The sequence below is a fragment of the Galbibacter orientalis DSM 19592 genome (assembly GCF_000260115.1).
Lineage (GTDB): Bacteria > Bacteroidota > Bacteroidia > Flavobacteriales > Flavobacteriaceae > Galbibacter > Galbibacter orientalis.
In genome coordinates this window covers 453012-469177 of record NZ_JH651380.1, presented here as the reverse complement: position 1 = coordinate 469177, position 16166 = coordinate 453012, and the positions used below count along the sequence as shown (strand labels likewise).

11 protein-coding genes are annotated in these 16166 nt (G+C 33.7%); 1 reads left to right on the top strand and 10 read right to left on the bottom strand.

The genetic code is table 11. The features are described from left to right. Window position 1: 1 nt before the first annotated feature. The 3 genes from JOOMADRAFT_RS19155 to istA are packed head-to-tail and all read right to left on the bottom strand — an operon-like array spanning window position 2 to window position 2819. A complete protein-coding gene (locus JOOMADRAFT_RS19155) occupies window positions 2–457 on the bottom strand; it encodes a TolC family protein (protein WP_040880307.1) in 456 nt (151 codons plus the stop codon). Between the two features lie 53 nt (window positions 458–510). Beyond that, window positions 511–1257 (bottom strand): IS21-like element helper ATPase IstB, encoded by a 747-nt coding sequence (istB, locus tag JOOMADRAFT_RS19150; RefSeq protein ID WP_008610832.1) that lies wholly within the window; start codon window positions 1255–1257, stop codon window positions 511–513. Between the two features lie 17 nt (window positions 1258–1274). Then, the gene (gene istA, locus JOOMADRAFT_RS19145) at window positions 1275–2819 is read right to left on the bottom strand and encodes an IS21 family transposase (RefSeq protein ID WP_008610833.1); all 1545 of its coding nucleotides are present in this window, start codon (window positions 2817–2819) and stop codon (window positions 1275–1277) included. Between the two features lie 174 nt (window positions 2820–2993). Between istA and JOOMADRAFT_RS19140 the strand changes: the two genes are divergently transcribed. Continuing rightward, entirely contained in the window at window positions 2994–3260 is a 267-nt protein-coding gene (locus JOOMADRAFT_RS19140) for a hypothetical protein (protein ID WP_008616341.1), read from the top strand. Window positions 3261–3581: 321 nt separating this feature from the next. Here the strand turns inward: JOOMADRAFT_RS19140 and JOOMADRAFT_RS19135 are convergent, their stop codons facing one another. From JOOMADRAFT_RS19135 to JOOMADRAFT_RS19105, 7 genes are read right to left on the bottom strand one after another with little or no spacing between them, the layout of a single operon-like run. Continuing rightward, window positions 3582–5477, bottom strand: a complete 1896-nt coding sequence (locus JOOMADRAFT_RS19135) for a family 43 glycosylhydrolase (RefSeq protein WP_008616340.1) — start codon at window positions 5475–5477, stop codon at window positions 3582–3584. 29 nt (window positions 5478–5506) lie between these two features. Further along, entirely contained in the window at window positions 5507–6859 is a 1353-nt protein-coding gene (locus JOOMADRAFT_RS19130; RefSeq protein WP_245547720.1) for a glycoside hydrolase family 27 protein, read from the bottom strand. Then, entirely contained in the window at window positions 6846–9962 is a 3117-nt protein-coding gene (locus JOOMADRAFT_RS19125; protein WP_040880371.1) for a glycoside hydrolase family 2 TIM barrel-domain containing protein, read from the bottom strand. The genes JOOMADRAFT_RS19130 and JOOMADRAFT_RS19125 overlap by 14 nt, the downstream gene beginning before the upstream one ends. A 12-nt stretch (window positions 9963–9974) precedes the next feature. Next, window positions 9975–11192, bottom strand: a complete 1218-nt coding sequence (locus tag JOOMADRAFT_RS19120) for a glycoside hydrolase family protein (protein ID WP_008616336.1) — start codon at window positions 11190–11192, stop codon at window positions 9975–9977. Window positions 11193–11216: 24 nt separating this feature from the next. Then, entirely contained in the window at window positions 11217–12521 is a 1305-nt protein-coding gene (locus tag JOOMADRAFT_RS19115; RefSeq protein WP_008616334.1) for a BNR repeat-containing protein, read from the bottom strand. Further along, window positions 12518–14500, bottom strand: a complete 1983-nt coding sequence (locus JOOMADRAFT_RS19110; RefSeq protein WP_008616333.1) for a DUF2264 domain-containing protein — start codon at window positions 14498–14500, stop codon at window positions 12518–12520. The genes JOOMADRAFT_RS19115 and JOOMADRAFT_RS19110 overlap by 4 nt, the downstream gene beginning before the upstream one ends. A gap of 13 nt (window positions 14501–14513) precedes the next feature. Continuing rightward, window positions 14514–16121, bottom strand: coding sequence for a RagB/SusD family nutrient uptake outer membrane protein (locus tag JOOMADRAFT_RS19105; RefSeq protein ID WP_008616331.1), 1608 nt, complete (start codon window positions 16119–16121; stop codon window positions 14514–14516). Window positions 16122–16166: the final 45 nt, after the last annotated feature.

The following is a 16166-nucleotide window of genomic DNA, read 5'->3' as shown; positions in this document are numbered from 1 at the left end:
ATTACCAATTTGTATAGTTAAACTGACTTTTTAAAAGCCATAAATTTGTTTGTGCTTGTAATTTGGTATACATGTTCGATTTATAATTCTGAATCACATTTAAATAATCAACAATAGAAACCTGTCCCTGCACGAACTTTTCTTTATAGATTTCTTGGATATGGGCATACTGATCCAATTGTTTATTAAGCAGAATCATTTGATTCTGTAAGGCGTCTACCTGATTATGCAATGCCTTTAGATCATTATTCAGCTTAACGGCATCATTTTTCTTATACCTTTCTAAATTTTCCTTTTTCAATTTATATTGATCCAGCATATACTTTCGCCTGTTCCCATCATAGATAGGAATGTCAAGATGTAAACCCACACTGGCTCCAATTTTATGATTAATATGTGAAAGTTCCACCGCATTAACACCTGTATTTGTAAATTCCTGTAAAGTTGACCCACCCATTCCTGTTTAAATTGAGCATAGTAAAACAGGTTCTAAAAAGAGCAGTTTTGTGCTTATAAAAATATAAAATTTATCATTGTTTTTTCTTTTTTTCTCATGGATTCACCTTTAAGTTCCACTCTATGTGCTGCATGTACCAGTCGATCTAAAATAGCATCAGCAATAGTTTGTTCTCCGATAATTTGATGCCATCCCATAATTGGTAGTTGTGAGGCTATGATAGTAGCACGTTTTCCATGTCTGTCTTCGATGATTTCCATAAAAGCTTGTCTTTTATTAGTATCAAGTTCTTGAAGTCCAAAATCATCAAGAATGAGCAAATCCTGTTTTTCTATTCTATCGATTTCTTTCATGTATGAACCGTCTGCTTTAGCTAGTTTGAGTTTAGCAAAAAGCTTATTGATATTGTAATATTTGACTTTATACCCTAGAGAACAAGCTTGGTATCCAATAGCTGAGGCAATAAAGCTTTTACCAACACCTGTGCTTCCTGTAATGAGTATGTTTTCCTTGTTTTTAATAAACTCGCACGATGTGAACCTAATTAATAGGTTTTTGTCAATCATTCGGCTGGATTCAAAAGATATCTCTTCTACAGAAGCTTTATATCTAAACTTGGCTGCTTTGGTTAATCGTTCTATTTTTCTATTGTGTTTATCATCCCATTCAGATTGTAATAAATACGCTACTAGCTCATCATTAGTATATGCTAGATGATTTGCTTCTAGTGTTGTCGTAAAGGCTCTATGCATGCCATATAGCCTTAGTTGTTTCATTTGTTGTAATGTTTGGTCATTCATAATTTATAATGATTTAATTATTTATAATAATCGCCCCCTCTGATGTTTCCATGCTTAGGGATTGTAGATTCTGTATTGGTATCTTCCTGTATAAAATCCAATCCTTTTTCAAGAATACTTTTAACACTTTGATAATTGATGCGTTCATAATCTAAAGCTCGTTTACAAGCATTATCAAGACGTTCATTCCCAACTTTTTTAGCTAGCCCTAATACACCAGCACAAGATTTATAGGATTGTTCAGGATGTTGTCTTTTTCCTAATAATAAAGTGATGAAAGTTTTACAATGGCCTCCAATACCTTCAGCCCAATTTAAAAAGGTGTCAGGATTCCAATCAGCTACATAACGATGTGTTGAAGGCATATGCTCGCTATCGGTAGTGTAACCATGACGTTTTAAGCCTCTTTTATGAACAGCAATCCGTTTTTGCTTATAGTAAATTTCAACGGTGTCTTTTGTATAAATGATGCGAACCTTCTTTCCTATATAACGATAAGGAACGCTGTAATAATGCTTATCTTTATTAATGTGGATATGAGAGGTCTTATATACTGTTCCCATTAGGTAGGCACGTAGTTGATATTTATCTGTAGGCAATGGCAATAATTCTTCTTGCTCCAAAGATGTAAATAAATCTAACCTAGAACAGTCCCTTGCTTGAAAGTTAATTTTATTATGCTTCCCCGTGAGTTCTAATACAGCTTCATTTAAAGCACTTAAGGTATAATAATCATTCCCATTTAATGGAGCAAAAACTCTTGTGTAGATAATCTTTACAGCATTTTCTACTAGTGCCTTATCTCTTGGACGATAGGTTCTTGTTGGAAGTATCGTGGTATCATAATGAGTTGCCATAGCCAATAAACTCTCATTAAGGATAGGCTCATACTTGCTACTTTTTGTAACAGCTGACTTTAAGTTATCAGTTACTATTGCTCTAGGAACGCCTCCGAAAAAATGTAATGCACCTACTATGCACCCAATAAAATCCTCTCGTTTTTGTGAACGACAAGCTTCTACATAGGTATAGCCGCTTGCTCCTAGTACAGCAATAAATACTTCCATTTCTTTTAGTAAACCAGTAGCGGGATCTATGATAGCTAATTTCTTTCCTGTGAAGTCCACAAACATTTTATCCCCAGCCTTATGGTTAAATCGCATGACTGGATTTTGAGTACGAGACCAAACTCTATACAAATGACAAAATCTAGAATAAGAGATAAATACCTTTTTATTTTGATAATAGTCCTCCCAGATCATGTAACGAGTAACTCCAACCTTTTTAAGGCGTTTGCTTACCTCTGGGTATAACTTAAAAACATACTCATGACGAGTCGTTATGTGGGTCTCATCAATATGCAATAATATACGTAAATCTTCAAAACCAAGCTTATCAACCTCTTCACTTGTAAGCTTGCTCTTTAGTAATAATTCGATGTATTTGCGAACAGTATTCCTGGATATACCAAGTTGTTTACTGATGCTCCGCTTACTAACTCCTTGAGTATGTAAACGATATAGTTGTTTGATTTTTCGCATGTCTAAATGTATGTTTGCCATGGTTATTTTTCTTGATTATAACCATACAAGTTATTTAATACATGCTCTTTCTAGAGGTGGGTCAATTTAGACAGGAATACCCGGGTCACTTTAAATAGGATTCAGTGGGTCACTTTCGCAGGATTACATGGGTCAGTTTGGCAAGAATTTCCACTACTAGAAAAATAACATACAATGATTATATCTCGTGGCTGGGGAATTCTAGCTTTTTTAATACCAATTACGATAATTCTTTTAGGCATAAGCTTTTTTGGAAAAAACGGTAATGCCACTCTATCCATATTATTTTATAGTTTAATTATAGCAGGAACTCTAACATTTCTTTTAGGGCTTATTTTTAAGAAAAAAAGCATCAAAAAACATGATTTATACTTTCTCCCATTACAAATTTGGGGAGTAATATGGGTAATTATTGGAATTATTGGAGCTATATACGCATAACTCCTAAGCTTTCCTTTAATCCCTCATAGAGAGTCTAATTGACGCTCTGTATCAAAATGAGTTAAATTTATTCCCTTTAAATACCTAGCGGACTTGCCTTTGTAGGCAGACAGGCTTACCCTGAGGTAATTGATTAAAAACCTAATAATAAACCCCTCTCTTCAAAAGATGTGAAGATTTATTGCAGGCATATGAGACAAGACCGCTTCGCTATAAGAACAAAGAACAAAGAACAAAGACTAAATCTTAACTATCATAAAATAAGTAAATCAACTACCTCAAGGCAAGCCTACAAGGCATTCAGGAGTATTTAATAAACCTTTAAAGAGTAGGAATAATAGGTAGTATCTCTCCTTTATCGTTAAATTTAAGTTTATCAATACAAACTTCCCGATGGTAACCTGCAGCATCTCCCATTAAAATACCATTAGGCCTTGAAAAACGATGATAAACAATATACCATTCATCTGTTTCTGGAACTCTTATTACAGAATTGTGACCTGTACCATAAATTCCTTCTTCAGGTCTTTTCTCTAAAATTAAATTGTTTTCTGGAATATCTAATGGTCCTGTGGGACTACTAGATGTAGCATACCTAACTCTGTAATTAGGGCTTCTAGTATCGTCTTCACTCCACATAAAATAATAAGTTCCATTTCTATAAAAAACTTCTGTTCCTTCTCTAAAAGTATTTCCAGGATTTAAAATTTTCAAAGTGTTCTCTTTAATAGAAACCATATCTTTATTTAACTCAACACAGGCCATATGCCCATTTCCCCAATACAAATAATTTTTACCACTTACTGGGTCTTCAAAAATATCAGGGTCTATTTCCTGCCCACCTTTTGTTCCAGCTGGTTGAGAGTCTATTAACGCCTTTCCACTATCTACAAATGGTCCTTCTGGATTATCTGAAACTGCAACTCCTATTTTTTGGGCAGCGGTAAAGTAATAGAAATATTTATAAATTCCTTTTATCTTTTTCTCAATAATACATGGTGCCCAAGCATTTCTATCTGCCCAGCTTACATCCTTTTTTAAGTCGAGAATTGTACCTTCATTTTTCCATTCCTTTAAATCTATAGAAGAGAAAGTTTCAAAATAATCTCCGCTCCAATGATCAAATCCATCGGAAGTTGGATATAAATAATACTTTCCAGTTTTATGAGAATATATAATTTCAGGATCGGCATAATAGCCTTCTAAAACAGGATTATTGTCTAGTGAAGGATAATCAACAGGACTCCCCCATTTATTTATTAAACTTTTTAATTCTTTGTTAGTTATAGGAATTACCGTTCCATGTCTTGGAGAAAAATTCATCGAAATTTCTTCATCAATCACTTCAAAGTTTTCTAAATCGTTGCTTTTGGTAAACTGGTATGCTCCCTTCATATATACATCATACATCAAAATATACTGCTCAGAGTTTTTCATTTTAAAAACAGACGATCCTTCCACACTTTCCTTTGTTTGTTGGAGATATCCTTCTTTTTCCTTCCATTCTCCTGAAGTTAGATTTGTAGTGGTAGCTACTTTTATCCCAGGTTTATCTGTTTCAGTTTTATAAAACAAATGATATACTCCATCTTTTAAAACAATATCTCCATCTATACATGCCTTTTTTGAGGTTGGAATAAATAAAGGTTTTGGACTTGCTTCTAAATCGGTGAAATCTTTATTTGCATATGCATAATAAATGATGTCTGCCTGATCTCCGTGTTTCATTGAGAAATAAACCATGTATTTTCCAGCTTCTTTATCATATATAGTTTGAGGTGCCCAAACACGTTTCAAGTCTTCATTACCAGAAAAACGTTCTTGAATATTTACCACACTGGAAGTCCAGTTTATAAGATCTTTGGACTTTAACAATACCATAGCTCGATTGGAACTCCATCCTTTGTATGAAGTCATATCTGTTACTACCATATAAAAATAACTCCCATCTTCGCTCCTTAAAATATGCGGATCTCTAACTCCTCCCGTAGAACTTATTTCTTTAGAGTTTAATACTGGTTTATTATTATTTAGGGCATAATAATTATATCCGTCTGGGCTAATGGCAAAATGAATAGCTTCATCTTCCACATTATTTCCAGTGAAATATGTAAACAAATATGCTTTGTAATCCTTTTCCAAAATTTGATGCTTTCCCTGAACAAATGTAATACAGGTAAAAAGTAACGACAGCACACTAAAAAGGTATTTTATCATGATTTGCATTTTATAATTAAGTCTAAAAATTAATTAGTGTAAAAAGAAAGTAACTGCGATTGATGTGGCTGAAGCGTTACTTTATATATACGTTCCTCTACTTTTGAAGTGACTCCAGACCAAAGGTTTTTAACCGTTTTAAGCTTATTAATCCCAATGCTATCCAAATCGATCTCTATAGTTTGCGGTTCATTATCGTCAATATTAAAAACAGCCAAATACTTATGGGTATTCTCTTTATTTGTTGCGCTTATAATTACTTCTTTTGAAGTATTTCGAATTTGCTTAACATCGGTTCCCTGTTGATGAACCTTCAACACTTCTGCATTAGTTAATAGCGACAAGGTAAAATCATCATTACTTGGTAAATCTCCTCCAAAAAATAATGGCGATTTAAAAATTGTAAAAAATGTCATTAAACTATATTGTTCATCCTTTGTTAGTCTTGTCATTCTATCAGAACCTCTTTCTCCACGAATGGATATTCTTCCCAAAGGAATCATATCACAATCAGGCCAAGTTCCATTTCCGATATAAGGATACCAATCTTTGCTTACTTTCATTAAATGAGTAAGATCGTCCCATTTGTCCCAAACATCATTCACCATTCGCCACATGTTTGCATGCTCACTCACATGATTGGCGCTTGCTACAGGAGTTTCTCCTGGAGAGGTACTTAATACTATTTCCCTTCCAGAGTTATCAATGGCATTTCGTATCAATTCTATTTCCTCTTTATGATAGATTGGAGCAGAAAGATCGTCTATCTTAACAAAATCTACACCCCAAGCAGCGTACATTTCAAATAGAGAATTATAATATTCTTGCGCTCCTGGTTTATTTGCAACAATGGTATAATTGTCTTTTAACCATTTACATTGATTTTCCGTAGAATAAATTTTATCGACTGTAACTCCATTAGTTCCTTTAATAGGCAATTTATCATGAACTGCTTTTGTAGGAATTCCTCTCATAATATATATTCCAAACTTGAGCCCTTTGCTGTGGATATAAGCTGCCAATTCTTTAAATCCCTTTCCATTTTTTGCAGAAGGAAACTTATTAACAGCAGGTTGATACCTACCATATTCATCTAAAACATAAATAGGATCGGTTTGATTATACCCATTTGCTTTGGTATTTTCTACAAACCATCTAATGTCTACAACAATATATTTCCATCCACTAGATTTTAAGTGTTCTGCCATATAATCGGCATTTGCTTTGACCTCTTTTTCTGTAACAGTAGGCCCATAACAATCCCAACTATTCCATCCCATTGGAGGAGTTACAGTCCATTTTTTAAACTCCTTTTCTTGTGCATTAATTATAGAAATAACTATAAATGCTAGCAATAAAATTATAGACCTATTTCTCATCATCCTTCTCATTAATTAAACTTATGGTATAAGAATATGTGTATTTTGTATCCAATAGTCTATAAGGTTTGTGTGGCAAAGCTCCCCAACTATTATCTCCTCCAAGTCCTCTTTGTTTGTAATCTAAATGTAAAAACACTTTGTCTTGTGGATGCACATCTGTAGTATGACGCTGATTTTTTGTTTTTCCTGGATCTAATGATTCTGTAGATACATTCAAAGCGCTAAATCCTAAAGGTTGTGCTCCAGTAAATTCAATTCCTTCCCCAGCATTATTAAGTAATTTTAACCAGCGAACATCTGTTTTATACCCGTTTTCTTGAGGTCTTATATATTCCCAAGTAAACTGATCTGCTACTTTTGCCTTAAAAACACCCAAAAAAGAAGAGGTATTTCTGTCGGAATAATTTTCCCATGGTCCGCGTCCGTAATAACTTAAACCATCATACAATCCAGCAAGTTCTAAACGCATTCCAAAACGTGGTAATTCTGGAAGTTCTTTATCTTTCATATCCATGGATGCTGTAACTTTTATAGCTCCAGAATTAAGAAGTAAGTATTCCACTGCATAAGAAACTTCAACATCTTTAAGCTGCATTTTCACTTCAATAGGTAACCCATTATCGGTTTGTTTTCCAACGGTAACTCCTGTGATTTGCGCTTGATGAGCATTTTTCCATACCGCTAATTTTTCCTGCATTTGATTTCCAAAATCATTATCTGTAGGAGCTCTCCAAAAGTATGGAGTTGGAAAAGATTCTATTATTTCTTTTTTATTTTTAAGATGATAAGAAGTTAGCTTTCCTTCTTTCAAATTAAATACACCTTCTATATTTGCTGCTTCAAATGATAATACATCCCCTTTCTGAGTATATTTTATTTTTTTCTGATGATTTAACTCAGTTTGCGTAAAATATGTTTGTTTTCCTACATTAAATTGAGCTCTCGCCAATTCATGATGCTTTGGAATAAGCGCACCAGCATTTTTGGTGTATGCAAAAACATTTAAGAAATACTCTCCTTTTTCTTCTATTTTATCAAGTGGTAATGAAATTAATTTTGATGAAGATGGTTCCACATCAATATTTAAAATATCCGATGCTATATTTTCTCCATTTTTTAATAATTCCCACTCAAAGGTAAAATTGTTTAGATTGGTATAGAAATACTTGTTCTTAATTTCAAGCTTTCCATTTTCTTTTAAAGTGAATTTAATATTCTGATAGACTTTTTTGACTTCATAAATTCCAGGATGTACTTTTCTATCGGCTGTTACTAATCCGTTTGCACAAAAATTCTCATCGTTCTGAAGGTTCTCGCCTCCTAAATCTCCTCCATAAGCCCAAAATTCTTCTCCGTTTTCTTCGGCTTTTAATCCTTGATCTACCCAATCCCAAATAAAACCTCCTTGCATATGCGGACTGTTATCAATAATATCAAAATACTCTTGAAAATTTCCGTTACTATTCCCCATAGCATGACTATACTCACACATTATATACGGACGAGTTTTATCTGTAGCTTCAGCATATTTTTGCATATTTTTCATGCTTGGATACATAGGACTCACAATATCGGTATCTTCATTTTCTCCTGCTTGCTCAAACATTACCAAACGAGACGAGTCAAAGTCTTTTAGCCATTTATATGCATCATAAAATACGGGGCCATTTCCACATTCATTCCCCATAGACCATATAATAATTGATGGGTGATTTTTATCTCGCGCTGCCATTCTTTTAATTCTATCCAAATGTGCGGGCGCCCATTCTGGAAGATACGCTGGATGTTTTGATTTGTCAAAATTACCTTGCCACTCTGCTCCCATTGCGTGAGTTTCAATATTTGCTTCGTCTACAACATACATTCCGTATTCATCACATAACTTATAAAGTAAATTTCCATGTGGATAATGACTCATTCTGATGGCATTTACATTGTGTTTTTTCATCAACTCAATATCTTTACGCATCATTTCCTCATCTGGCACATGCCCTTTTATACCATGGTGCTCATGCAGATTAACTCCATGTACATTAATGGCATTTCCATTTACTAACAACTGACTATTTTTTAACTCAACACTTCTAAATCCAGTTTTACCCGTAATTGTATTTTCATCAGTTTCGTTACCTTTAAATTGAATTATATAGGTGTATAAATTTGGAGTTTCATCACTCCATTTTGCAATGTTTTTTAGTGTTTTTTTGAAGGTAATATTAGTTTTATTGTCAACAAATTTTGTTTCTGAATAAACTTCATTATTCTCAACATCCAATAACGTAAATGATACTTTTCCTTTTATTTTAGTATTCTTAGTAAAAGATCTTAGGTTTATTGTTGCTTCTAACTCCCCATTGGTATAGGTTTTATCTAAATTGGCATTTACAAAATAATCCCAAACTGTTAATTTTGGCAATGCTTGTAGGTATACATTACGTTCAATCCCACTTAATCTCCAAAAATCCTGATCTTCTAAATAGCTTCCATCATGCCAACGGTAAACCTGTACTGCTACTAAATTTTTACCTTCTTGTAAGAATTTAGTTATATCAAATTCTGCTGGCGTTTTGGAAGCTTTTGTCATTCCTACTTCTTTTCCATTTAAATACACTTTTGCATATCCAGAAATAGATCCAAAATGTAATATCACTTCTTTATCACTCCAATTTTCTGGAATAGAAAATGTTTTTCTATAGCTTCCAACAGGATTATATTTATTATCTACAAAAGGAGGATTTTTAGGAAAAGGGTATGTTATATTGGTGTATATAGGAATATCAAACCCTTCGAGCTCCCAATTGGAAGGCACCTTAATTTCTTTCCATTGAGAATCGTCTAAATTAACTTCATAGTAATTCTCTGGTCTATTTTCTGGTTTCTTAACAAGATTAAATTTCCATTTCCCATTGAGGCTCTTGTAATAACTAGATGCCGTTTCCTTACCCGATAATGCAGTTTCTTTATTTTTAAAAACTATAAATTGGGCATGTGCAGCTTCTTTATTTCTATCAATTATAGTGGGATTTTCCCATTCATTTTGCTGTTGCTGTGAGCTCATCATATTTACAGTTAATAGCAATAAAACAACAAAAATATTTTTCATTTTAATCATGTATTATTTATTTAATTCTTTATATCTCAACATTGCTTCAATTAAGTAATAATCTCCATAAGAAAGCGGAGTGTCTACCTCTGTGTTATTTGGCATATTACCCACCCCGTGTTTTAATATAAAACCTCCATTTGTTTCTACTTCTGCAATATATTCTGATGAAAGTAAACTCTCTAACATCACTTTTGCATCGTTTAAATATTTAGAAGAAATTTCTCCTGTAGTATACGTACTAAGTTCTATTAATGCTGAAGCTATAATGGCTCCGGCAGAAGAATCTCTCAATGCATTTGGTATTTTAGGAGCATTAAAGTCCCAATACGGAATCTTATCTTTTGGAAGATTAGGATGGTTCAATAAAAAATTTGCAATGTTTTTGGCTTGTTCTAAGTATTTTTTGTCTTTAGTTTCTCTATACATTACCACATAACCATATAACCCCCATGCTTGTCCTCTAGCCCAAGCTGAAGAATCTGCTGCTCCTTGATTTGTGATTTTTAATTTAGCCTTACCAGTAAGCTCATCATAAATAACCTCATGATAAGAGCTATAATCTTTTCTAAAATGATTTTCTATAGTTGTATTAGCATGGTTTACTGCAATATCATAATATGTGCTATCTCCACTGTGCTTTGTTGCCCAAAACAATAATTCTAGATTCATCATATTATCTATTATAACCACTAGGTCGTCTTCTCCTGCTTTATTCCATGGCGCACTATTCCATGAGCGAATAGCTTGAACTGTATCATTGTATCGAGTTGATAACGATTTTGCGCTGTTCATCAATATCTCTTCATATTCTTTTTTAGGCGCTAAACGTTCTGCATTTCCAAAGCTACAATACATCATAAAACCAAGGTCGTGTGTAGAGGTATTGAACTGCTCCTTTTTTAAATCTTCTAATATTGCTACTCCTTCTTCTTTTAAATCTTGAGCGCCAACTGCTTCGTCTAAATAAAATAACGTTCCAGGAAAAAAACCACTACACCACCAACCTGAATTACTTGTTTCCAGTCCTTCTTTATCTTTATAAAAAGTTTTTGGATATTCACCTAATGTAACTTGATTACTTAAGTATCTGTATTGTTTAACAGCTGTTTGAAATGTAGAATCTATTTTTACATCAAGGGTGTCCTTTTCAATTTCTTCTTTTTGTGTTTTTTCTTTACATCCAGCAAGAGTCAGTATAGAAAGTACTGTAAATAATAATTTTTTCATGGCTTATTTTAGTTGTTAATAGTATTAGTCTGCAATATTTTTTATTTGAATTATTTTTATTGGTTGTGGTTCCGTTTCAGAAACCCCTTCTCCATCTAATTGGGTAACTTTTTGAGAAAAAATATGTAAAACCTTTTCTTTTTCCCATAAATCTACATCATAATTGGGTTCCCATTGTCCAACGGACTCTTTAGAAATTTCCTTTAAATTCCATTGGATTGAATTCTTTAATGTGGAAGCTAATAAAATTTTATTTCCTCTTTCTTCATCTCTAAATAATAAATGGATTCTTTCTGAATCTATAATAATTTTAGGTCGAGAAATAGGAATTCTTTTTGTTCCGCCGCCGCCTAAATAAAAACTACTTTTACGAAAATCTGTATTTAAAAGTTTCCATTGTTTATCTTTTAAATAGACTACTTTATATTGAGGAGATTTATCATTATTCCAATAAGTAGCAATATATGGAACTCCCTCTTTGTCTACTACCATGGAGGTTTGATTAATTAAGCTACTTTTTTGAGGTATTTCCCAAGCTATTTCTGCCGTTTCTTGAGTAATTGGAAGCTCGTATTTCTTTCCATTTGATTGCTCCCATGTTATCCCACCATCTCTTGATATGGCATAACACATATCATGATTAGAAGATACATCCCAAGTTTCTCTCCATACCCAAGACAAATGGATGTTTCCTAAACTATCTATTGCGGTTTGCCAATAGGCGCTCCTTTTCTCTTCTCCATCTAACAGATTATTTTGTAATTGTGTCCATTTATTAGTTTCAACATCATAGCTATTAATAACCATATTTCCACGACCAGATTCTCCCGACCGATAACAAAAAAGTAACTTTCCATTTGGTAAATTATGAAACTCAGGATAGGTTACTTTATCTTCCTGAAGCCCTGTCATAGATAATTCCTCTGTCAGCTCTAATTCTAAGGGGAACTTACTTCTTGCATAGCGGAGTTTTGTATTGTGTTGATCCCATGAAACATGCAAAAATCCATCGGCATCCATAGCAATACTAATGGTATTATGAGCATCTTTTACATTTCCTTTATAGGCAGTCTTCTTAATTTTCCATGTATTACTATTTAATCTTCGCTTTGCTAATATTAAATAACCCTCAGGATTGTAATATGCTGTAAATTGATACTCGTTCGTGCTCACCACAGCAGAATTTCTAAAAACAACTGTATTTACTGAATTATTACTCCAGCCCAATCCCACAACCGATTCTTCTACTTTTAAAGAGTTACAACCAATAAAAGTAAAACCTAATAATAAAACGATTAATTTATGAAGAGTTAAGAATGATGAATTCATTTTGCTGAAATTCTTTTTATAGTCACATTTTTACTGAAATAGGAAGCTTGTTCCAAACCATTTGCGTTCCCTGAAGATCCTTCCATCTGTAAATTTATAATTAACCAAAGAGGTTTATCAGTAAAATCTGTGTAATGAACTCCCGTCTGTTTTCCATCAATAAAATAGGTAATTGTTGTGTGTGTGTTGTCTACCCTTTTGAGTTTGGCAGTATATGTATGCCATTCTTTAGAAGCATCTGGAATTTTCTTTTTTATAGTAGTTACATTTTGCGGTGTTAAAAATGTATTTTGCCAATTGACATCATCACCTTTAAACTCCAAAATATCCGTTTCTGGCGGCCAACCATCTACTGCTGTTAACCAAAATGCTGGCCATGTCCCACTTGAGGTTGGGGCTTTAAATTCTCCTGTAACTTCATATTCTGGATATGCTTTATTCACCACAATTTTATGTTTTGCATGAATAGCACCAGATTTATATTTTATTTCTAAATGAGGAGAAGACTTACTTTTACCCTCATTTTTTGAAGTTCTTTCTGCTTTTAATTCCAATACTCCATCATTTAAAGAAACATTGGATTTATACATTCTAGCAGTACCGTTATGATCTGTTCCCCACGGATAAAAATAGTTCCAATGCTTGTTAAATTCTTTCTTACTTAAAAATGAACTACTGTCGGTTACAGTTTCCCAGTTATCTTCGTTTTTATGATAATTCCCACTATAGGCATGGTCTATTTTAGCTTCTTTTCCGCTCCAAATATTTTTTTGCGTCCAATTGGCAGAAGGTGCAGCCCAAAAAGGAGTTTGCTGTGGTAAGCCTAAAACTAAAAAAGCAGTACTACATAAATATAAACTTCCTGTAGAAATATAAGGTTCTGCTATCTCCTTTTGCTTTCCATAAAATCCAATTTGAAGCCATCCGTTTTCATCAAAAGTTCCAGGAGCCTCCATCTGATTTTTTATTACCGCTAATAAAGCCGATCGAACTTGAGCTGGATTAATATTTTTTGGTAATTTTTGCATCAACGCTACTTGCGACAATAGCTGAAATGCTCCACAACGGTATGCCAAAGACCTACCTATAGGAGGAAATGTCCCTTCGGGAGAAATAAGTCGTTCTTGTATGGCTGCATAACGCTGCGCTCTTTCTATAAATACATTGGCTCTATCAATAAATTTATTTTTATATCGCCAATACTTTAATTCTTCTTTTTTTTCTTCTAAAACTAAAAGAACATCTAATATCATAGGTTGAATTACATAGCTGTTGTAATAATCCCAATGAAAATCTGGACCATCTCCATACATCCCATCTCCTAGATACCATTCGTCATGCTTAAAAAGCGCATATTCCATTCGCATCATATCTGCTTCTCCACCAAATTTTAGCAAAGCAGCTTCTACGGTAGCGCTAAAAAGCAACCAATTCATATAAGGAGGAGAAATAGTTCTTGTTTTCTTTAATTCTCTTAATACATTTTGTTGAGTTTCTGCAGTTAAATTATCCCATAATTGATGAGGTGCCCTTATTAAAGCTTCAGCTAAAAAGGCAGCATCTACAAGGGGTTGTCCTCCTTCAGTAAAGTTCATATAATCTTTAGCAGAAGGGTTAGTAGCATTGTCTATTGCTTTTACGCATAATTGTATATACTCTTCTCTAAGCTTTCCTTCTTCGGTAGCATCGGGTCCTAATTCTAACCAAGGAGCTATTCCTACAAGCGTTCTCCCAAAAGCCTCTAAATATGTTACCTGTTCTCTTCCACCATAAGGATTTATAGCCTTTTCTACTGGCATTTTTTCTTTTAACTTATCTTCACTCAGACTTTTTATTACTGGATAGGCTATTTTATTCATCATTTGAACAAAATAAGCCCTATCTGTAGTGTCTTTTAATACCTCATTAGGCTTGACACTATTTGTCAAGCCTAAAAAAGGAATTATATAAATTATTAAAACTACAATGCGTTTTATCATTCTTGTTATGTATTTAGTATCCTGGATTCTGTTTTAAATCTCCGTCTTTATTTAATTGAATTTCTCTCAAAGGAATTGGAAACAAAAGATTTTTATCTGTTAGTCCTTGAATTTGCATTCCGCTAGGAGCATCGTTATTTAATCTATTTGCTCTTTCAACCAAAGTACCAGTTCTCATTAGCGTTATTCTTCTATTTTCTTCAGCTAAAAGTTCTCGAACACGTTCATCTAAAATAAAATCCAAATCAATATCCGAAGCACTTACCGTTGGCGCATTAGCCCGATCTCTAAGAATATTAATAGTTGTAGCAGCCCCTGCTAAATCTCCTTGTCTAAACTGAGCTTCAGCTTTTAACAAATAAGTTTCTCCTAAACGCATCAAAATAAAATCTTTCCACATCCCAAAACCAAAGGTGTCTCTTGGGTCAAAATGCCCCCATTTTAAAGTATATGGATTGATGATAAACAACGTATCAGGTCCTGAATAAGGCACATCTTCTCCATACAATTCAAAATCAGGATTGTTATATGTAAACCTTCTGTGAATATTGTATTTTGAATTTCTCATATCTGTATCATCATAAAGATTGTATAAAACCCAATTATTTAATCTAATCCGTGCTATTCCTCTTCCTCCAAGAGAATCGGCCGGTAACATCCCGTTTCTATTATGGTAACCAGCTCCCCATACACGTCTTTGTTGTGGATTCCCCGAGCTTCCTCCACGAACGTCGCTTGGATTCTCGTTTTCTAAAACCCAAATAGCTTCTGAATTTCCTTGAGAACGACGCTGATTTCCTTTATAGAACATATCTGCAAATGGGTCGCCAGGTTGATCGGCTTTTACACCATATCTTTCGTCTACCAAGTCAAATCTATCACTATTAATTATAAGATTTGTTTGATCTTCTGCTTTTTTTGCTTGTCCAATACGTAAATAAAATTCAGCAAAAAGCTGATTTGCAGCATATCTACTTACTCGCGATTCTTCAGGAGTGTTATCTATCTGCGGAAGATTTTGAGAAGCATACATTAAATCTTCTTCAATTAAAGCATTTATATCTTCTATTGGCGCCCTAACAAAATCTGTTTTAGGTTCCGAAAGTGGGTCGGTAACCAAAGGAACTCCTCCGTATAAAGTTGCCAATAAATTATATGCATACCCTCTAAAAAAGCGAGCTTCAGCACTTATTTTTTTCCGATCATCTTCAGCTATATTTAGTGCTTCCCCAGTTGGATTTTCAACATTGTAGATAATACTATTGGCATTTTCAATCATATTATATGCAAAATTCCATGTTTGGTAAGCAGCATTATCGTCTGCAGTTAACAAATCGTATTCATAATAAGGAACCTCTATTCCTTGTGGTTGTGTTGGCCAAACGATATCTGTTCCTACTTGCCATACTCCAACCCAACCTTGATCGGAACTTCTAGTATAAAGCGTACTCATTTGTTGGTATAATCCAATTATAGCCGATTCGAAACCTAGTTCATCGTTAAGAGACTCTGGGGTATAGGAAGATTCTACTTCTTCGTCTAAAAAAGAGTCACTACAAGAAGTAAAGACCAAGGTCAATACTCCTATTAAGAATAGTGTTTTATTGATATATTTTTTCATTTTATTGCCTTTTATAATGTTGTTCTTTGTGAAATTCATAACTCG